Source organism: Bradyrhizobium tropiciagri (assembly GCF_018130545.1).
GTDB lineage: Bacteria > Pseudomonadota > Alphaproteobacteria > Rhizobiales > Xanthobacteraceae > Bradyrhizobium > Bradyrhizobium tropiciagri_A.
In genome coordinates this window covers 469,531-488,699 of the sequence record NZ_JAFCKF010000001.1, presented here as the reverse complement: position 1 = coordinate 488,699, position 19,169 = coordinate 469,531, and the positions used below count along the sequence as shown (strand labels likewise).

General features: G+C 64.5%; 21 protein-coding genes. 8 read left to right on the top strand and 13 right to left on the bottom strand.

The genetic code is table 11. From position 1 onward, the window contains the following. Positions 1–119: 119 nt before the first annotated feature. The gene (locus JQ616_RS02385; protein ID WP_249136341.1) at positions 120–1,166 is read left to right on the top strand and encodes an AraC family transcriptional regulator; all 1,047 of its coding nucleotides are present in this window, start codon (positions 120–122) and stop codon (positions 1,164–1,166) included. A 258-nt stretch (positions 1,167–1,424) separates the two neighbouring features. On the opposite strand, the gene JQ616_RS02380 is transcribed toward JQ616_RS02385, so the two are convergent. The 6 genes from JQ616_RS02380 to JQ616_RS02355 all read right to left on the bottom strand — a co-directional run bounded on the left by JQ616_RS02380 (position 1,425) and on the right by JQ616_RS02355 (position 8,037). After that, positions 1,425–2,120, bottom strand: coding sequence for an ABC transporter ATP-binding protein (locus JQ616_RS02380; RefSeq protein WP_212011943.1), 696 nt, complete (start codon positions 2,118–2,120; stop codon positions 1,425–1,427). After that, positions 2,120–2,869, bottom strand: coding sequence for an ABC transporter ATP-binding protein (locus tag JQ616_RS02375; protein ID WP_212011941.1), 750 nt, complete (start codon positions 2,867–2,869; stop codon positions 2,120–2,122). Before JQ616_RS02375 ends, JQ616_RS02380 begins: the two co-directional genes overlap by 1 nt. Then, a complete protein-coding gene (locus JQ616_RS02370) occupies positions 2,866–4,158 on the bottom strand; it encodes a branched-chain amino acid ABC transporter permease (RefSeq protein WP_212011939.1) in 1,293 nt (430 codons plus the stop codon). The genes JQ616_RS02375 and JQ616_RS02370 overlap by 4 nt, the downstream gene beginning before the upstream one ends. Next, entirely contained in the window at positions 4,155–5,102 is a 948-nt protein-coding gene (locus JQ616_RS02365) for a branched-chain amino acid ABC transporter permease (protein ID WP_212011937.1), read from the bottom strand. The genes JQ616_RS02370 and JQ616_RS02365 overlap by 4 nt, the downstream gene beginning before the upstream one ends. A gap of 166 nt (positions 5,103–5,268) precedes the next feature. Continuing rightward, positions 5,269–6,507, bottom strand: coding sequence for a branched-chain amino acid ABC transporter substrate-binding protein (locus JQ616_RS02360; RefSeq protein WP_212011936.1), 1,239 nt, complete (start codon positions 6,505–6,507; stop codon positions 5,269–5,271). A 303-nt stretch (positions 6,508–6,810) separates the two neighbouring features. Further along, a complete protein-coding gene (locus JQ616_RS02355) occupies positions 6,811–8,037 on the bottom strand; it encodes a TetR/AcrR family transcriptional regulator (RefSeq protein ID WP_249136340.1) in 1,227 nt (408 codons plus the stop codon). A 235-nt stretch (positions 8,038–8,272) separates the two neighbouring features. On the opposite strand from JQ616_RS02355, the gene JQ616_RS02350 reads away from it, so the two are divergent. Together JQ616_RS02350 and JQ616_RS02345 are read left to right on the top strand one after the other, a co-directional pair. Next, positions 8,273–9,337: a ketopantoate reductase family protein gene (locus JQ616_RS02350; protein WP_212011933.1), complete on the top strand. Its 1,065-nt coding sequence runs from the start codon at positions 8,273–8,275 to the stop codon at positions 9,335–9,337. A gap of 140 nt (positions 9,338–9,477) precedes the next feature. Next, positions 9,478–9,672: a hypothetical protein gene (locus JQ616_RS02345; RefSeq protein ID WP_212011931.1), complete on the top strand. Its 195-nt coding sequence runs from the start codon at positions 9,478–9,480 to the stop codon at positions 9,670–9,672. Between the two features lie 160 nt (positions 9,673–9,832). On the opposite strand, the gene rnk is transcribed toward JQ616_RS02345, so the two are convergent. The 4 genes from rnk to JQ616_RS02325 form a co-directional block, all read right to left on the bottom strand. After that, on the bottom strand, positions 9,833–10,252 hold the full coding sequence (gene rnk, locus JQ616_RS02340) for a nucleoside diphosphate kinase regulator (RefSeq protein WP_249136338.1): 420 nt from the start codon (positions 10,250–10,252) through the stop codon (positions 9,833–9,835). A 119-nt stretch (positions 10,253–10,371) separates the two neighbouring features. Beyond that, positions 10,372–10,512, bottom strand: a complete 141-nt coding sequence (locus JQ616_RS02335) for a hypothetical protein (RefSeq protein WP_212011929.1) — start codon at positions 10,510–10,512, stop codon at positions 10,372–10,374. Between the two features lie 13 nt (positions 10,513–10,525). After that, positions 10,526–11,056 (bottom strand): chromate transporter, encoded by a 531-nt coding sequence (locus JQ616_RS02330; protein ID WP_212011927.1) that lies wholly within the window; start codon positions 11,054–11,056, stop codon positions 10,526–10,528. Beyond that, positions 11,053–11,619, bottom strand: coding sequence for a chromate transporter (locus JQ616_RS02325; RefSeq protein WP_212011926.1), 567 nt, complete (start codon positions 11,617–11,619; stop codon positions 11,053–11,055). Before JQ616_RS02325 ends, JQ616_RS02330 begins: the two co-directional genes overlap by 4 nt. A gap of 115 nt (positions 11,620–11,734) precedes the next feature. On the opposite strand from JQ616_RS02325, the gene JQ616_RS02320 reads away from it, so the two are divergent. After that, entirely contained in the window at positions 11,735–12,649 is a 915-nt protein-coding gene (locus JQ616_RS02320; RefSeq protein ID WP_433995951.1) for a LysR family transcriptional regulator, read from the top strand. A gap of 36 nt (positions 12,650–12,685) precedes the next feature. Here the strand turns inward: JQ616_RS02320 and JQ616_RS02315 are convergent, their stop codons facing one another. Then, positions 12,686–13,567 carry a hypothetical protein gene (locus tag JQ616_RS02315; RefSeq protein ID WP_212011922.1) on the bottom strand — a complete coding sequence of 294 codons (882 nt, stop codon included), beginning with the start codon at positions 13,565–13,567 and terminating at the stop codon, positions 12,686–12,688. Between the two features lie 298 nt (positions 13,568–13,865). On the opposite strand from JQ616_RS02315, the gene JQ616_RS02310 reads away from it, so the two are divergent. Beyond that, on the top strand, positions 13,866–14,414 hold the full coding sequence (locus JQ616_RS02310; protein ID WP_212011920.1) for a carboxymuconolactone decarboxylase family protein: 549 nt from the start codon (positions 13,866–13,868) through the stop codon (positions 14,412–14,414). Positions 14,415–14,486: 72 nt separating this feature from the next. On the opposite strand, the gene JQ616_RS02305 is transcribed toward JQ616_RS02310, so the two are convergent. Continuing rightward, positions 14,487–15,482, bottom strand: coding sequence for a GlxA family transcriptional regulator (locus JQ616_RS02305; protein WP_249136336.1), 996 nt, complete (start codon positions 15,480–15,482; stop codon positions 14,487–14,489). Positions 15,483–15,535: 53 nt separating this feature from the next. On the opposite strand from JQ616_RS02305, the gene JQ616_RS02300 reads away from it, so the two are divergent. Beyond that, the gene (locus JQ616_RS02300; RefSeq protein WP_212011916.1) at positions 15,536–16,246 is read left to right on the top strand and encodes a DJ-1/PfpI family protein; all 711 of its coding nucleotides are present in this window, start codon (positions 15,536–15,538) and stop codon (positions 16,244–16,246) included. Between the two features lie 9 nt (positions 16,247–16,255). On the opposite strand, the gene JQ616_RS02295 is transcribed toward JQ616_RS02300, so the two are convergent. Then, positions 16,256–16,747, bottom strand: coding sequence for a hypothetical protein (locus JQ616_RS02295; protein WP_249136335.1), 492 nt, complete (start codon positions 16,745–16,747; stop codon positions 16,256–16,258). 229 nt (positions 16,748–16,976) lie between these two features. On the opposite strand from JQ616_RS02295, the gene JQ616_RS02290 reads away from it, so the two are divergent. Next, a complete protein-coding gene (locus JQ616_RS02290) occupies positions 16,977–18,038 on the top strand; it encodes an amidohydrolase family protein (RefSeq protein ID WP_212011914.1) in 1,062 nt (353 codons plus the stop codon). A 12-nt stretch (positions 18,039–18,050) separates the two neighbouring features. Further along, the gene (locus JQ616_RS02285; RefSeq protein ID WP_212011912.1) at positions 18,051–19,169 is read left to right on the top strand and encodes an amidohydrolase family protein; all 1,119 of its coding nucleotides are present in this window, start codon (positions 18,051–18,053) and stop codon (positions 19,167–19,169) included.

Here is a 19,169-nt window from a genome sequence, read left to right as displayed (position 1 = left end):
GGTCATTTAGTTGCGAGATGTTGTCAGACCGGATGCCTCGAACACAGGCTCATTGACATAGGTCAAAATGTGATCCCGGGGAGCACTCGACGTTGGGCGAGAACACAGTTCGGTGCCGTATGAAAGCCGCCACACGCCTTGCAAGCGCCCTGCCATCGATACCGAGCGCAACCGGAGGGATCGCGAGGCTCGCATCCGGCCGGCTGCGGGACGCGCAAATCGAATTGGCGCCGATCCTGTCGGCCGCGGGCCTGACGATCGACGACATCGAGGACCGCAAGCGTCGCATCGACGCACGAGCGCAGATAAGGCTGCTCGAGCTTGCCGCCAGGGAATTGCAGGACGATTGCTTCGGATTCCATCTGGCTCAAGGCTTCGAGCTCGGGGAGATCGGGTTACTGTACTACGTCATGGCCTCATCCGAGCACCTCGTTGATGCCTTGCAGATTGTGGGTCGTTACTGCGCGATCAACAACGAGGGCGTGCGGTTGCGGACCTCTCTGGAGCACGGAGTCGCCATCAGGTTCGAGTATGTCAACATCGACAGGTCGTTGGATCGTCACCACGCGGAGTTCTGGCTGATTGCGCTGGTTCGCATTTGCCGCGCACTGACCGACGGCAGGTTGGTCGCAAAGCAAATCAAGTTGAAGCATTACAGACAAGAAACACCACTGGACGTGCGATCTCATCTCGGGTGCGAGATCGAATTCGCGGCGGACAGGGATGAGCTCCTGTTTCCTTCCCAGATCGGCACGTTACCTGTCGTGGGAGCTGATCTGCATCTCAACAAGATGTTGCTCCAATACGCCGACCAAGCGCTCAATGACCGGGCATCAAGACGAACCAGCGTGCGGTCTCGCGTCGAAGATCAGATCGCACAGTTGCTTCCGCACGGCAAAGCCAACGCCGAGGAGGTCGCGCGCCGCCTTGGCATGAGCCGGAGAACTCTTGCCCGGGCGCTATCGTCTGAGGGGGTGGGCTTTTCGAACGTTCTCGAGGCGCTTCGAATTGCACTTGCGCGCCATTATCTCGAAGAGGCGGAGCGGCCGATTTCTGAAATCGCGTGGCTATTGGGTTACAGCGAAATCTCTTCCTTCAGCCATGCGTTCGTTCGTTGGACCGGTCTTACGCCAAGGGCCTATCGCAGTTCGAACGGCGTTCGGTGATGGGCTGACACAAGTCCTCAAATAGCTGGCACAGATGAGCAAGACCTGGCGGATCGTATTCCGCTAGCAAACGCCATGCCTTCAAACTTCTTGTCTCAACTCGCGTGTCGCTGTCGCTACGCCTGGGCCGGATTTTTCGGCCCCATGACCAGAGACGACTGGCTATTCCTGGCGTCCATCATCTCGTTCCACGGTCTCCTGATCGCGCTGATCTGGGCCCTGTACTACGGCAATTTTTGACAGCTTGGTCTGTCCGCCTCACACCTCGAGCCATTCCTCGCGAATGGCGGCGTTGTTCTTCAGCTGCTCCGGCGTGCCTTCGAACACGACGCGGCCGTGGCCCATGATGTAGACCCGGTTCGAGATCTTCATCGCGATCGACAACTTCTGCTCGACCAGCAGGATGGCGACGCCGGCCTTGGCGATCCGCGCGATCAGCTCGCCGACCTGCTGCACGATCAGCGGCGCCAGGCCTTCGGTCGGCTCGTCGATCATCATCAGCTCGGGGTCGCCGAGCAATGTGCGGCAGGTGGTCAGCATCTGCTTCTCGCCGCCCGACAGCACGCCGGCCGGCGTGTCGGCGCGCGCTGCGAGATTGGGAAACATGTCGAGCATCTCCTGCAGCCGCCATTTGCCGGGGCGACGCGGGTCCTTGATGCCGAGGATCAGGTTCTGCCGCACCGTCAGCCCCGGGAAGATGTCGCGATGCTCCGGCACGTAGCCGAGCCCGAGGCGCGCGATCTTGTGGCTCGGTAGGCCGACGATGTCCTGGCCCTTGAAGCGGATGGTGCCTTGCGGAGGCACCTCGCCCATGATCGCCTTGACGGTGGTGGAGCGGCCGACGCCGTTGCGCCCGAGCAGGCTCACCACCTCGCCGGCGGCGATGTCGAGATCGACGCCCTGCAGGATGTGGCTCTTGCCGTAATAGGCGTGAAGATTCCTGACCTCGAGCATCAGTCGACCTCCTCGCCTAGATAGGCTTCCTTGACCTTCGGGTTGCCGCGGATTTCCTCAGGGGTGCCGGAGGCGATGATGTGGCCGTAGACCAGCACCGAGATGCGGTCGGCGAGGCCGAACACCACGCTCATGTCGTGCTCGACGATGACGAGCGTGCGCCCCTCGGTGAGGCGGCGGATCAGCGCGACGGCGCGCTCGGTCTCGGCGTGGCTCATGCCCGCGGTCGGCTCGTCCAGCATGATGACGCTGGCGCCGCCGGCGATGGTGATGCCGATCTCGAGCTCGCGCTGCTCGGCATAGGTCAACAGCCCCGCCGGCACGTCGCGGCGATGGCTGAGATGGATGTCGTCGAGAATCTCAGCGGTGCGCTGCTTCACCTCGGGCAGATCGTCGACGTTCTTCCAGAACGCGTAGCGGTGGCCGGTCGCCCACAGCACGGCGCAGCGGACGTTCTCCCACACCGTCATGCGGGCGAACACGTTGGTGACCTGGAACGAGCGCGACAGGCCCCGCCGGTTGATCTCGAACGGCCGCAGGCCCGACGTCACCTCGCCGTTGAGGCGGATCTCGCCCGAGGTCGGCTTGATGTGGCCGGAGATCAGGTTGAACGTCGTCGACTTGCCGGCGCCGTTCGGGCCGATGATGGCGTGACGCTCGCCCTTGGCGACGCTCAGATTGAGGTCGCGGATGATGCGGACATTGCCGAAGCTCTTCTCGACGGCGTTGACTTGAATGGCAGCGGTCATGCGAGATACCCCCGATCACGGGCCACCGTCGCGGCGCGATCCCAGGCCTCCGCAACGCCCCGCCAGGTGATGCGTGCGACCAGGAAGCCGCCGACCAGCAGAACCGCCGCGGCCGCCCAAGTGGTCGGCGCCGAGGCGACGAAGGGAATGCCGAGTAGGTTGATCGGGTCGCCGCCGGAAAAGCGGGCGACGGTTTCGATGGTCAGGATGATGCCGAGCGCAAACGCCAGCGTCGGGATCGCTGCGACCAGATAGGACGGGATCACGGTGCCGAGCGTGCCGGCGCGGATCAGCGGACGGTGCTTCATCAGAATGCCGGCGATGCCGCCGGGCGCGAACATCACGATGCCGATGAAGATGATGCCGAAATAGAGCTGCCAGACCGAGGTGACGCTGGTCAGCCCGAGCTGCAGATAGGTCACCAGGATGGCGCCGATGATCGGCCCGAAGAAGTAAGCGGTGCCGCCGATGAAGGCCGAGAACAGCACGAAGCCCGATTGCGTCGCGCCGAGATAGGCGGAGTTGGCGATCTCGAAGTTGATCGCGGTGAGGCCACCGGCGATGCCGGCGAAGAAGCCCGCGAACATGTAGGCGAGATAGCGCACCACATGCGGATCGTAGCCGATGAACTCGACCCGCTCCGGATTGTCGCGCACCGCGTTGCAGATGCGCCCGAGCGGCGTGCGGGTCAGCGCGTACATCGCGATCGCCGAGACCAGCACCCAGAACGCGATCAGATAGTAGACCTGGATCTGCGGCCCGAAGGTCCAGCCGAACATCGGCATCAGCGAGGTGCGGTCGGTGGTGATGCCGGACTCGCCGCCGAATACGCTGCGCAGGATCAGCGACGACGAGGCGACCAGTTCGCCGATGCCGAGCGAGATCATCGCAAACACGGTGCCGGCACGCTTGGTCATGACCCAGCCGACCAGCAGGGCGAAGGCCAGGCCGCCGATGCCGCCGACCAGCGGGATCACCGGCAGCGGGATCGGCCAGTTGTGGCTCGCAACCGCGTTCATGGCATGCACGGCAAGGAAGCCGCCGAGGCCGTATTGCACGGCGTGGCCGAACGACAACAGGCCGGTCTGGCCGAGCAGGATGTTATAGGACAGCGCGAAGATGATCGCGATGCCGATCAGGCTGAACGAGGTCAGCGAGCCGCCCGACGAAAAGATCAGCGGTAGTACGACCAGTGCGACAGCTGCGAGCAGCCAGACGCCATAGAAGCCGAGGGCGCCGCCGGATTCCTGCTTGGCCGCAGCGATGGAGGGCGTGGGAGCGTTGGTCATGACTCGCGCGTTCCCAGCAGGCCCATCGGGCGGAAGATCAGGACGAGCACCAGCAGCAAATAGGGCAGGATCGGCGCGATCTGCGCGATCGTCACGTTCCAGATGTCGGTGAGCGGCGAGGCGCCGAGGCTCGGGTCGAGCGGACCGAACACGCTGGCGAGCGACCCGTTCAGCGCGACCGCAAAGGTCTGGATCAGGCCGATCAGGAGCGAAGCGATGAAGGCGCCGGGCAGCGAGCCGAGGCCGCCGAACACGATGACGACGAACAGGATCGGGCCGAGCAGCGCTGCCATGTCGGACTGCGTCACCAGCGACGGGCCGGCGATGACGCCGGCAAGCCCGGCGAGCGCGCTGCCGACGCCGAACACCAGCATGAAGACGCGGCCGACATTGTGGCCGAGATGGCCGACCATGCTCGGATGGGTCAGCGCCGCCTGCACGATGAGGCCGACGCGGGTCCGCTTCAGCGTCACCAGCAGCGCGATGAAGATCACGACCGACACGACGAGCATGAAGATCTTGTAGGCCGGGTAATTGGTGGAGAACACCGTGAAGGCGGGGAAGTCGAGTACGGCCGGGACGCGGTAGTCGACCGGGCTCTTGCCCCAGATCATCGAGACGATCTCTTCGATCGCGAACGCCAAACCGAACGTCAGCAACAGTTCGGCGACGTGGCCGTGCTTGTGGGTGTTGCGCAGGCCGTAGCGCTCGACCGCCATGCCGACCGCGCCGACCAAGAGCGGCGCGATCACCAGCGCCGGCCAGAATCCGATCCAGCGGGTGAGCTGATAACCGAAGAACGCGCCGAGCATGTAGAAGCTCGCATGCGCGAAGTTGAGCACGCCCATCATGCTGAAGATGACGGTGAGCCCGCTGGACAGCAGGAACAGCAGCATGCCGAACAAGACGCCGTTGAGCGTCGAGATGACGATCAATTCAGCCACGGGGCACCCGTTTGGGAATGGGAACGGTTCACGTGATCAAAGACCTGTCGAAGGAAAGGAGCTTCACGTCATTCCGGGCTGGTGCGCAAGCACCAGACCCGGAATCTCGAGATTCCGGGGTCGACGCTTCGCATCGCCCCGGAATGACGGAGGACGAACCGGCCGATCAGGGCCGCTTCATGTTGCAGGTGGTCGGAAGCATCGTCTGGGCGGTGTCGATCTTGGAGACGATGTGCCAGCCCCAGCCGGTGTTTTCCTCGTCGTACGGCTCCTTGGCCTTGTCGGCCAGCGAGCCGAACGAGGAGATGTAGATCGGCTGGAAGAACTGGTGGTCGTCCTTGCGCATGAAGCCCTCGCCGCCGTCGAACACCTCAAACTTCATGCCTTCGAGTGCAGCCGCGACCTTCACCGGATCGATCGAGTTGGCCTTCTCGGCGGCCGCCTTGAACATCCGCATCTCATTGACCGCGCGCGGATACCACACGGAAATGCCGGTCTTGGCGCGGAAGTCCTTCTCGAAATCCATCGCCGCCTTGTTGCCGGAGTTCGGGACGCCTTCGCTGATCTGGAACACCTGGTTCTCGAGGCCGGTCTGCTTGATCGCGGTCGGTCCGCCGGCGCCGCCGGCATAATAGGTGTACCAGTTGACCTTGAGGCCGGCATCAGCCGCGGCCTTCAGCAGCAACGCGAAGTCCTGGCCCCAGTTGCCGGTCACGACGGTGTCGGCGCCGGAAGCCTTGATCTTGGCGATGTAGGGCGAGAAGTCGGTGACCTTGAGCATCGGATGCAGCTCGTCGCCGACGACCTGGATATCCGGACGCTTTTCGCCCAGCATCTTGCGCGCAGCAGTGCGCACCGACTGGCCGAACGAATAGTCCATGTTGATCAGGTAGACTTTCTTGATGGACGGCTGGCTCTTCATATAGTTGGTCAGCGCTTCCATCTTGATGTCCGAGTTCGCATCCCAGCGGAAATGCCAGTAGCTGCATTTCTCGTTGGTCATGCTCGGATCGACCGCGGCGTAGTTGAAGTAGAGCACTTCCTTGCCGGGGTTGCGCGAATTGTTCTTGGTGACGAAATCCTCCAGCGCGGCGCCGACCGACGAGCCGTTGCCCTGGGTGATGTAGCGGACGCCGGCGTCGACCGCCTTCTGCGCCTGCACCAGGCTTTCCTGCGGATTGGTCTTGTTGTCGAGCGGAACGATCTCGACCTTGTGGCCGAGGATGCCGCCCTTGGCGTTCAACTCGTCGGCGAGATACTGAAACGTCTTCAGGCCGCCTTCGCCAACGCTGGCGCCGCCGCCTGAGAGCGGATCGATATAGCCGATCTTGAGGTTTTCCTGCGCGGACGCCGCGCCTCCCAACACCGTCAGCGCTGCCGCGGCGGCAACGATCAGCCTATGCATCCTGCGTTCTCCCTTGCTTGTGTTTCTTGATCTTGAGCGATCGAGGCCGTCTCATAACCCCAATTACCGAGCCTTCGCAACTTTCGCTTTGAATACTGCGTCAAGTTTTAGCGGAAGGTATTATAATGTTATAGGCTATATGTCTTCGAGATCGGGCGCTATTTTGAATTACGGGTAAACTTTTGGATGAGGTCTGCGCAGATGCGCTAATTCACCTTCCTTAGAACGGTTACGGCCCCGAGGCTCGCATGAAGCGAGCCGATGTTCCAGCCAAGCCTGAGCGACAGGACACGAATAGGCAGTTCAGGCCTGATGCCGGCGCGGCTTGAGACCCGCGAGAAACAGCCGCGCGAAATGGTCGGCGATCTCGGCTGGAGACCAGTCGCGTTTGGTCTTGAACCAGATCGGATACCAATGGCCCATGCCGGTGAGAATGCGCTCGGCGAAGTACGTATCGATGCGGCGGAAGCGGCCCTCGTCGATCCAGCGCTGATAGCTGTTCTGGTCCTGCCGGATCGTCGCCAGCACGTCGCCGACATAGGCCTTCCGGTCATCGTCGTTGAGATAGTTGATGTTGTGGTAGGTCGCCTTCGGGCCGCAGGGCGTGTCGTGCAGCATCAGCAGCAGGCGGATTCGCTGCACGATGTGGTCGAATGCATCAAGGCTGTGTTCTTGCAGATGCTCGCGAATGCCGACCTCGCCGGCGAGCCCGCGCCGCAGGCAGGCCAGCAGCAGGCTCTCTTTTTCGCTGAAATGATAGTAGATGCCGGCGCGGGTCATGCCGGCATCGACCGCGATGCTCTCGAGCGAGGTGCCCGACGCGCCCCGCCGGTTGAAACTGTCGGAGGCGATCGACAGCATCCTGTCGAACTTCGCGGCCCGCTTGTTCAACGCTGCGCGAGACTCCAGGAATGGCGCAAGGCTGAGCGGCTCGGGCATGGCGGGAATGGCGATTTCGCGCCGGTAGACGCCGTGCGTGATGATGTCGTCGATCGCATCGATCGCCTGTTGCCGGGTGTAGTAGTCGCGTTCCGACAGCCAGAACGGAACCCAGTCCAGAATCGAGATCAGCGCCACCGCGGTGAGCAGCGGCTCCTCGCAGGCGATCGAACCGTCAGCGACGCCCCGCTTCAGAATGTCCGCCAGCCACGCGGCATTCTGCCAGCGCCTGGCATGGACCTCGCTGTTGTAGGGCGCGGCCAGCGCATCGATATCGCTGAACAGGATCATGCGCTGGCCTTCAGGCCGCAGCCTGCCGCGCACGAAGCGCCTGACGATCTCGAGCCCGTCGATCCCGGGTTCGGCGGCCGCTTCGATCTCGTGCCGGTAGATCGCGAGGCCCCGCAGATAGCAGTGGAAGATCAGATCTTCCTTGTCGCGGAAATAGTGGTACAGCGCGCCCGGCACGGCCCGGACCGACGCTGCGACCTGCTCCATCGTCACGTTGGCATAGGAGTGGCGGGCAAACAGCCGGGACGCTGAAACGAGGATTTCTTCAGCCCGGTCCGTTAGATCGGCGGCGACTTGCAAGCTCGAATGCCCTTCCTTGTCGGCGGAACGAAAGTCCGCAGGCGAGATAATCCCCTTGGCAGCCGCTTGTCGATCTGCGATAGACGGTGGCATACCATACACCAGCCGGACCGCATTGTCCGAGAGGTGATTTGGCGGACGCCGGACCGGGGACACGCTGGTCGGCCAATATCGACCGGGCACCAGCCGGCATCACCCTCAGGGCAGGATTTTGGAGAGAAGGGCTTAAGAGAGCATGGCGCGCAATATTCTGATCCTTGGAGCTTCCTACGGCTCCTTGCTGGGGACCAAGCTGCTGATGGCGGGGCACAACGTGTCCCTGGTGTGCCGCAAGAACACCGCCGACCTGATCAACCGCGAAGGCACCGAGGTCCGCATCAAGCTGCGCGACGAAAAGGAGCATCGCTCGATCTTTTCGCGCGACCTGCCGGGCAAGCTCGACGCCGTGACGCCCGCCGATGTCGATGTGTCGCGCTACGACATGGTTGGCCTTGCGATGCAGGAGCCGCAATACACCAACCACACGGTTCGCGTGCTGATGATCAAGATCGCGGCGGCGAAGCTGCCGTGCCTGTCGATCATGAACATGCCGCCGCTGCCCTATCTGAAGCGGATCCCCGCGCTCGCCGGCATGGATCTCGAGGAGGCCTACACCAACGCGCAGGTCTGGGAGCGCTTCGAGCCGGGCCTCGTCACGCTGTGCTCGCCGGATCCGCAGGCGTTCCGTCCGCCGGAGGAGAAGGCCAACGTGCTGCATGTCGGCCTGCCGACCAACTTCAAGGCCTCCGCCTTTGCCGACGACAAGCACAACAAGGTGCTGCGCGAGCTCGAAGCCGACATCGACGCGGTGACGCTGGACGGCCAGGACGTGCCGGTGAAGCTGAAGGTGTTCGACTCGCTGTTCGTGCCGCTGGCGAAGTGGTCGATGCTGCTGACCGGTAATTATCGCTGCATCACGCCGACAGAGCCGCAATCGATCCGCGACGCCGTGCACGGCGACCTCAACCGCTCGCAGGCGATCTACGACCATGTCGACGGCATCGCGCGCAAGCTCGGCGCCGATCCTGCGGACCAGGTGCCGTTCGCGAAATACGCCAAGGCGGCGGAAAGCCTGCTCAAGCCGTCCTCGGCGGCTCGCGCAGTCGCCGCCGGCGCGCCGTTCATCGAGCGCGTCGATCTCCTGGTGAAGCTGATCTCGCACCAGCTCGGTACGCCGAGCGCAGAGATCGATCGCACCGTCGAGACCGTCGATCAGAAGCTGAACGAGAAGATCGTGCAGGGCGGCTCCGGCGCCCAGTAGCGGAACGTGTGATGGCGGGGGCATTCGTGCCCTCGCCATGCATCGGCGATCGACAAAGCGCGCGATCGCGGCTGCCGAACGCATGGCTCGGCCGATCCAGCTGCGCTAGGCTGGCACAGCTGCGGTTGGGAGCCACCGACATGCCGAACAAATCGCTGCCTCTCCTTGCAATCTATGGCGACCTCGATCGCGCCCGCGACATCATGCGCGCATGGCAGCCGCTCGATCATCTCTCCCCGGACGACGCCGAGATCGTCGTCAAGGCAATCGCCGAAGGCATCGCGCGCGGACGCCGGCACGGTCTCGAGATGGGCCAGTGCCATCTGGCGGCTTGAGTTGCGCCGAGACAGCGCTCGCGTATCGCACCTTGTTCACGTGAGGTGAGATTGCTTGAGGCGAGCACGCCAGTCAGGCTCCCTCTCCCGCAAGGGGGGAGGGAGCCCTGCCGCCGGTGGCTCCCTCACGCTGCTCGTGTCAACGATCGCGGGGCGCCGGCTAGCCGTGATGCCCCACCGCCAGAATCGTCACCGCACGGGTCTGGTGGCTCGGGGTCTGGAAATCGATGGTCTGGCCGATCGACAATCCGATCAGCGCGGCGCCGACCGGCGTCAGCACCGAGATGCGGCGCTGCGCGATGTCGGCTTCGTGCGGATAGACCAGCACGACTTCCCTGACATCGCCGGTCTCGTCGTCGCGGTAGCGTACGCGGGAGCCCATGCGGACCACGTCGTGGAGGTCGGCGTCGTCATCGACGAGCTGGGCGCGGTCGGTCTCGCGCGCAAGGAACTGGGCGACGCGGGGAAACACCGCCATGCTGGAATCGGCCAGCGCGCTGAGGCGATGCGCCTCGCTCGCGGTGATGACGATCGGCGGCAATGCAGCGGCGGCAAAATTGGTCTGAATGGTTCGGGTCATGTCGGTTTGACCTTGATCGGAGACGCACCAACGCCGGCGCGGATGTCACGCGCGACGAAGGGGCTGAAATGATTGGATGACGCTTAAGGGAATCCGGACGGCGCGCGATCGCCGGCCGGCTAATTGCCTGCGTGCAGACGTCCTGCGCGCAATCCAAGGCGCGCGATGCGGGTGTCGATGCTCAGCATGTCGATCATGGTCACATCAACATAGCCGCTGGCGGCCTCGCATCCATTGCGGCGAAAGCGCGCACGCGCCATCGCCGAACCGGCGTCAGGGCTGGCCGATGCCGGTGAGGCCGAGCACAGCGCCGGCGGCGAGCGCGATCAGTGGATGGATGCGCGTCGTCGTGGTGGCGATCGCTACGCCGGCCGCGATCAGGATCGTGCCCCAGCTCGAGGTCGAGCTATGGGTGATGATGATGGCGCTGGCGGCGACGAGGCCTGCGGTGACCGGCACCAGCCCGGCCTGCACCGTGCGCCGCCACGGCCGATCCTTGAAGCGTTCCCAGAGTCCAAGCGCGACGCCGGTGACCAGCGACGATGGTCCGAACTTGGCGAGCGAGGTCACCAGCACGCCGGAGAAGCCGGCGACATGCCAGCCGACCAGCGGGACCACCATCATGTTCGGCCCCGGGGCGGCCTGCGCCAGCGCGAACAGCGCGCTGAACTCCTGCGCCGTCATCCAGTGATGGATGTCGACCACCTGGCGCTGCATCTCCGGCAGGATGGTGTTGCCGCCGCCAAAGGCGAGCAGCGAGAGCTCGGCGAAGATCAGCGCGAGCGTGACGAGGGTTGCGGTCATGACGCCTGCCTCGATCGCAGGACAATGCTGAGCGGTGCAAGCGTCAACAGCGTCGGCAGCAGCGGCAGCCGAAACACCGCGATCGCCAGCACGCAGAGCGCGCCGATGAACAGGCCGAGCACATCACGCCGCAACGGCAAGGCGATCTTGATCGCGGTGGAGATCAGAAGCCCGGCGGCGGCGGCAGCAAGCCCGCCGAACAGATGGCGCACCACCGGATCATCGGCGAAGCGGCCATAGATCACGCCGAGGCCAATCACGACCGCGGTCGGCACCGCGATCAGGCCGAGGATTGCGGCGAAAGCGCCGGGAATGCCGCGAAACTTCAGCCCGACCGCCACCGACATGTTGATGATGTTGCCACCGGGCAGGAACTGGCAGAGCCCAAGCAGATCGGTGAACTCGGCGCTGGTGAGCCAGCCGCGCTTCTCCACCATCATGTGGCGCGCCAGCGGCAGCACGCCGCCGAAGCCGGTCAGTCCGAGGATGAAGAAGCCCGTGAACAACTCGCCGACATCGGGTGCGACATGCTTGGTGGTTGGCGCGGCGGGGATGGCGTCCATCGGCGGGGCGGCTCCGGTTCGTTCGTTCTTGAACTGACTCTAGTTGGCCGCGCGCCAAATATCCAATATATGGATACTGGAATTTGCATATCTATTGCATATGGATCGCCTGATGATCGAGCTGCGCCATCTCCGCTATGCCGTCGCGGTCGCCGAGGAGGGCCATATCACTCGCGCCGCTGCACGGCTCGGCATCCAGCAGCCGCCGCTGAGCCAGCAGATCCGGGCGCTGGAAGCCGCGATCGGTGTGCCGCTGTTCCGCCGGCAACCGCGCGGCGTCGAGCTGACCGCCGCCGGCCGCGCCTTCGTCGGCAAGGCGCGTACGATCCTGCGTGACACCGAGCTCGCGGTGGAAGCCGCGCGCCGTGCCAGCCGGGGCCAGGAGGGCCAGCTTGCGATCGGCTTCACGAGTTCTGCCGCCTTCCATCCCTTCGTCACCGGGGTGATGCGCGAGATGCGCGAACGGGCGCCGGCGATCACGCTGTCGCTCGAGGAGGCCTCGACCGGCGAACTGATCGAAGCCGTCGAGGCCGACCGGCTCGATGCCGCCTTCGTGCGTTCGCCGAGCGAACGGCTGGAGAATTTCACGATCACCCATCTGCTCGACGAGGAGATGCTGGTGGCGTTGCCCGACCATCATCCGCGCGCCCGCAAGGACCCGCGGCGGCGGATTGCGCTGGCCTCGCTCGCCGACGAGCCGCTGATCCTCTACCGCCGTCCGACCGGGCCGGGCCTCTATGACAGCATCATCGCCGCCTGCCGCGCCGCGGGTTTCAGCCCGAAAGTGGCGCAGGAGGCGAGCCGGATGGTGTCGACGCTGAGCCTCGTCGCAGCCGGGCTCGGCATTTCGATCGTGCCGGAATCGATGGCGCGGCTGGAGACCGCCGGCGTGTCCTATCTCCGCCTCGACCGCGCCGCGGGTCTGGTCGCGCCGCTCGCGTTGGCGCGCAAGAAGGGCCCCGCCGCCGGCACGCTCGGCCGCCTGCTCACCATCGTGACGCGCCGTGTGAAGGACCGCGCCGGCGCGTAGCGTTCGGTGCAGTTCGCATGCGCCGGCAGTGAGTTCTCACGGCCTCAGGCAGTACGCCGCTAGCGGCGCCAGCATCGCAAGAGGCAAGGGGGCGATCAATGCTGCAGCGATGCCACCCGCACGATGGAGCGCGAAAACATGATCTCGCCGTGCGGCCGTATGCGCCAAGTCGCGGGTCATTAGCACCGCGAAGATCGCGGTGGTCGCACCCCAGATCGCGCCGGCGCCGAAACGGTCGGCTAGCACCTGAAGGCGACGGGGCCACGGCTGGCCGTTGAGGGCCCACTGGTCCGAGAACGGCGCGGCGATGGTCATGTGATAGAGCTGCGCGGCAATCGCAGAGACGACAGTGGCTACAACTGAAGCGCCAAGACATGTCAACATCGTCCTTCGCCGTCCGGATGCGATGCCAAGCACGCAGGCGGGAATCAGTGAAGTCAGCACGCTGATCACGATCGTCGAGGCCAGGAATGATCCCCATGGCAGGTCGAGAATGCGTGACGCGATCAGCGTATGGTGCACGCGCTCGACCAGCGCGGCCCTCTGCAGTCGAAACTCGGCCTCGAAGCCGATCGCGAGCGGCCCTCGAATAGAGGCGTGCAGGGCAGTTCCCAGCCACAGCGCACATGACAGCAGCGTGCCAAGAGACCAGACCGTGATGCTCAGCCTGGGCACGACGCGCTTGAGCACGATCCCCTGTATCAACGGCGGAGCAAGCGCGGCGATCACGACGGCGGCCAGCAGGCCGCTCATGATGAGTTCGCGGTGCTCTGCGCTTCGTGAGACCGGCTTGCCGATCGCCGTTGCCGATAGCACGGTGAAGACGGAGGTCAGCCCCGAGACCAACACCCAGGCGAACCAGGTAGACCAGGTCACGGGCTTCAGATGCGAAGGGGCGGGTTCTATTGTCGGGTTCATGTCGCCATTTGGAATTGAAGGAATTGAGTGAGCAGAACGTCGGCGACAGGCCGACATGTCGCAACGGTCAATCCCTGTAAGCTTAGGCACTCGGCCGATGGCGCGGTGCCGACTTGTCCGCATTTGTGCGCATCCGTGCGGCCGGGCAGGTGGCGCGGAATGTGGGGAGTTTGGCGAACGCTCGTGTCGGCGCGCGTCTAGATTGCCTGCATCGAACCCGGTTGCTCGCGTGCCGACCGCAGCAGCTCAGCGTCCGACACCGCCAGGGTTCAATCAACACAGCAAAGAGGCAGTTCCCATGACACGCTTTCCTGTTCACACGTTCGATAGCGCCCCCGAAGCTTCGAAGCCGACCTTGCGCGAGGTCGAGGCGCGGTTTGGCATGATCCCCAACCTTGCGGCCGCGATGGCGACGTCGCCCGTGCTGATCCAAAGCTTTCTCCACATCTTCGACAAGGTACATGGCGGCAGCTTCACCGAGCAGCAGATCCAGACCGTGCTGCTCACCGACGCGGTGACCAACGCCAGTGCCTGGGCGGTCGCGCTGCATTCCGCACTGGGCTTGCAGGCTGGGCTCGATCCGGCTGATGTCGATGCGATGCGTGCCGGCCGCTCGCCCGCGAACAAGCAACTCGGCGCGCTCTCGACATTGGCGAGGACGTTGATCGAGAAGCGCGGTCGGCTCGACGATCAGGACACGGAGAAGTTCCTGGCCGCAGGGTTCAGCAAGGAATTGCTGCTCGAGGTGATCACCATCGTGGCGGCGTCCACCATCACGAACTACACCGGCAGCGTGACCAATCCGCCGCTGGAGCCGGCGTTGCAGGCGCATGCCTGGAATGGCTGAGGCGCTTTCACCTGAAACCCTGTCACTGCACGCCGGCCATGAGGCCGGCGTGCGTTTGTGATGCGGTCCTGATCAGCCCGCAAATCTGGCGCGGTAGTCCTGCGGCGTGGTCGCCAACAATCGCATGAAGCTGCGGCGCATCGTCTCCTCGGAGCCGAAACCGCAGCGCTGCGAGATCCGCTTGATCGGCAGGCGGGTCTCCGAGAGCAGATGGCGCGCGCCCTCAACCCGCAGCCGCTCGATCGCGCGCGCCGGCGTCAGCCCGGTTGCATCGGCGTAGTGCCGGCTGAAGCTGCGTTCGCTCATGCCGGCCTGTTTCGCCAGCGTCGCAAGCGAGAGGTCGTCGGCGAGATGACCGCTGATCCAGTCATGCAGCGCGCCGAACCTGTCGTCGGTCGTTTGCAGCGACAGCACTTCGCTGAACTGCGCCTGTCCGCCGGGCCGCTTGAGAAACACCACGAGATAGCGGGCGACGGCGAGAGCCGTTGCGCGGCCGAGGTCATCTTCCACCAGCGCCAATGCCAGATCGATGCCGGAGGTGACGCCGGCCGAAGTCCAGAACGATCCGTCGCGCACGAAGATCGGATCGGACTCGACGCGGACCTCGGGAAAGCGCTCGGCGAGCTCCTGCCAGAATCCCCAATGGGTCACGGCGCGACGGCCATCGAGGGCGCCCGATGCGGCGAGCAGGAACGCGCCGGTGCAGACCGACGCGGTGCGGCGTGCGTCGCCTGCGCGTTCGCGCACCCAGTCGACCAGCACGGCATCCGCCGCCGCGGCGTTGACGCCGTCGCCGCCCGGAATCAGCAGCGTGTCGACCGCGCTGCCGATGCCTGGCAACGGATGCACCGCGAGCCCGACGCCCGCTGATGCCTGGACCGTCGGGCCATCCTTCGCAACGACGCGGACGTCGTAGGGCTCGGCGTTGCCTGCCTTGGCCGACAGCGCGTTGGCGGACGCGAACACCTGCAACGGCCCGGTAACGTCGAGCAACTGCACGGCCGGATAGGCCAGCACTTCGATCGCGCGGCGTGCGTTTGGCGGAGAATGTGGGGGCTTTGGCGTCATCGTCGAAGCGTGCCGGGCTAGATGTGCTTTGTCCATAGTGTGAGGGAAGTTCGATGATTGCTCATGATGTCCACTTGCGGATCGGGTCGCTGCTGTTCGAAGACATCGATCAGATCGACCTGACCGGTCCGTTCGAGGTGCTGTCGCGGATTCCGAATTCGACCTACCGCATCTACGCCAAGACCAAGGCGCCGGTGCGCGACCTCAAGGGATTGCGGCTGACGCCGGATGCCACGCTGGCCGAGGCGCCGCCACTCGATGTGCTGCACGTGCCCGGCGGCTTCGGTCAGGAGGCGCTGATGGAGGACGAGGAGGTCCTGGGCTGGATCCGCGAACAGGCAGCAGGCGCCTGCCGCCTGTTCTCGGTCTGCACCGGCGCGCTGCTGTGCGGCGCGGCCGGGCTCTTGAAGGGGCGCAGGGCGACGACCCATTGGGCGTCGTTTCATCTGCTACCGTTGTTTGGCGCCACGCCGGTGAACGAGCGCGTGGTGATCGACGGAAGCTTCATCTTTGCCGCCGGCGTCACCGCGGGCATCGATGGCGCGTTGCGGCTGGCGGCCGAACTGCGTGGCGACGACGCGGCGCGAGCAATCCAGCTCTATATGGCGTATGCGCCGGAGCCGCCCTTCAACAGCGGTACGCCGGAGACCGCGCCACCCGAGATCCTGCAACAGACACGGCAAGCGACACGCGCGATCACGGCACAGCGGGAAGAGACCGCGCGCCGCGTGGCGGCCAGGCTGGGTGTCGTCGTTGGCGATTGAGCGCGGCGGCTAGTTCCCCGGCTCGAAAGTGCAGTCGGCGCCGCCGCCGGCCTTGTCCTTGATGACAGCCGGATCGAGCGTGCAGGACAGTTTCGACAGCGCCTCGTAATTGGTGCCGGCGGCGCCGTCGGCAGGCACGCCGGCCAACGCCACGGTGGCGAAGATCGCGTTGGCTTCGCTTCCTTTCACGGTATGGGTCTTGCTGCCGAAGCTCAGCTCGCAGGAGCGCGAGGTGATGGCGACATTGCTGGCGCGGCAAACGACCTTGTCTGCGGTGACGATGATCTTCCTGGTGATGTGGACATTGCTGTCGCCGTTGAAGAACGCGGCGACCGCCTTTTTCTCCTTGGCCGGCAGCGACGAATAGGGCGCCACCACGCCGGCGAGCGCCAGCGCGACCGAGCCGGAGGTGGTCGCAGGCGCGGCCCAGGTCGCGGACGAGGCCAGCGACAATGAACATGCGAGGATCGTCAATCGGCCAAGTCTGATTCCAAGCCTCATTCCCGTCTCCTGTTGCGGCGCATTTCGCGGCGCGGAATCGCTAGCACGTCCCGCAGACGGAATGGGTGATGCCATTCACACGCGATCCCGCAACTTCGCGTGAGGGCGGCTGCGCGCACAGGGCAGCCCCGCGTGGACCCGCTTGCACGATCGCGCCATCGGCGGCACAGTCCGTCTCGCGGCTGCGATGCTGCCAACAATGAAGACAAAGACAATCCCGGGGAACACCATGGCGGCTACGCGCATCGACTGCGACATCCATCCCGCGGTGGGGGGAACGCGCACCACGCTGCTGCCTTATCTCAGCGATCACTGGAAGGAACAGGTCGTCAGCCGCGCCATCGACGGGCTCGACCTCAATTCCTATCCGCCGTCGATGCCGCTGTCCGGTCGCGCCGACTGGCGCCCGGCCGACGGCCGCAAACCGGGCAGCGATCTCGCGATGGTGCAGCGCGGCGCGTTCGACCAGCTCGGCGCCAGCCACGCGATCTGCAACGTCGTCTATGGCGCCCAGGCGGTGTTCGATTCCTACATGGCGGCGGACTTCTGCAAGGCAATCAACGATTGGATCGCGGCCGAATGGCTGGCGAAGGACACGCGGCTGCGCGCCTCGATCGTGGTGCCGATCCAGGCGCCGGATCTCGCCGTCGAGGAGATCGAGCGTCGCGCCGGCGATAACCGGTTCGTCTCGGTGCTGGTGCCGTCGCAAAACGAGACGCTGCTCGGGCGGCGGCATTACTGGCCGATCTATCAGGCCGCCGAAAAATACAAACTGCCGATCGCGATCCATGCCGGCAGTGCCTACCGCGGCGCGCCGAGCTCGATCGGCTGGCCGTCCTATCGTTACGAATATTATCTCGCCGAGGCGCAGGCGTTCCAGGCGCAGGCGCTGAGCCTGATCTATGAAGGCGTGTTCGGGAAGTATCCCGGGCTCACGGTCGTGCTGATGGAATCGGGCGTCAGCTGGCTGCCGGCCTTCATGTGGCGCGCCAACAAGACCTGGCGCGGCGTGCGCGTCGAGGTGCCCTGGGTGGAGCGCGAGCCGGCCGCGATCATCCGCGACCATTTCCGCGTCACCATGCAGCCATTCGACGCGCCGATGGATGCAACGAGTGTTGCCGATATCATCGACCAGATCGGCTCCGACAAGATGTTCCTGTTCGCGTCCGACTATCCGCATTGGCAGTTCGACGGCGACGATCCGGTCCCGCCGCATCTGCCGAAAAGTCTCGTCGAGCGGATGTGCGCTGAGAACCCGCTTGAAACCTTTCCGCGTCTCAAGCTGAACTAAGAGGAGGATCGCATGAGTGATGTCATCGACCGCCCGATGCTCGATCAGGAGACAACCGCGGCGACGCGGCTGAAGATCATCGATTGCGACATCCATCCGAGCATTCACGCGCACAGTGATCTCAACGAATTCCTGCCGAAGCGCTGGCAGCAGCATCTGAAGGAATACGGCAGCCATCTGCGCACACCCTATATCGGCACCACGCCGTATCCGCGCTCTTCGCCCTTGATCGCGCGCCGCGATGCCTGGCCGCCGACTGGCGGCGTGCCGGGTTCCGATCTCGATTTCATGCGCAAGCAGCATCTCGATCCCTTCGATGTCGAGTTCGGCATTCTGCAGGTGCTCGACCTCTTCATTTTCTCGCAGCAGAATCTGGAATTCGGCGCCGCGATCCAGCGCGCCATCAACGATTGGCAGCTTGCGTTCTGGGCGCATCGCGATCCCAGGCTGAAGGCCTCGATCCTAGTCGGGCAGGACGGCTCCGACCTCGGCCTTGCCGAGATCGAGCGCTGCGCCAAGACTGGCGAATACATCCAGATCAACGTCTCGCCGCGCGCCAACGAGCCGCTCGGCCGCCGCCGCTACTGGCCGATCTATGAGCGGGCGCAAGCGCTCGATCTGCCGCTCGGCATCCATGTCGGCGGCTATGGCGGGCACGCGCCGACCGGTAGCGGCTGGCCGTCATATTATTGCGAGGAGCATCAGTCGAACGCACACACGGTGGCCTCGAACCTCACGAGCCTGGTGCTGGAAGGCGTTCCGGAGCGCTTCCCGAACCTGAAGATCGTGTTCATCGAGGGCGGCTTCGGCTGGATTCCCGCGACGATGTGGCGGATGGATCAGCACTTCGAGCGCTTCCGCAGCGAGGTGCCGCATCTCAAGCGCAGGCCCAGCGAATACGTGAAGCAGAATTTCTGGTTCACCACCCAGCCGATCGACGAGCCCGATGAAGCGAAGCATTTGCGTCAGCTGATCGAATGGGTCGGCATCGACCGGCTCTTGTTCTCGTCGGACTATCCGCACTGGGATTATGACGACGCGCGCTACGCCTTCAAGACGCCGCTGACGGAAGCCGAGCGCCGCAAGATATTCAACAGCAACGCCCGCGCGGTCTATAAATTCCAGGATTGA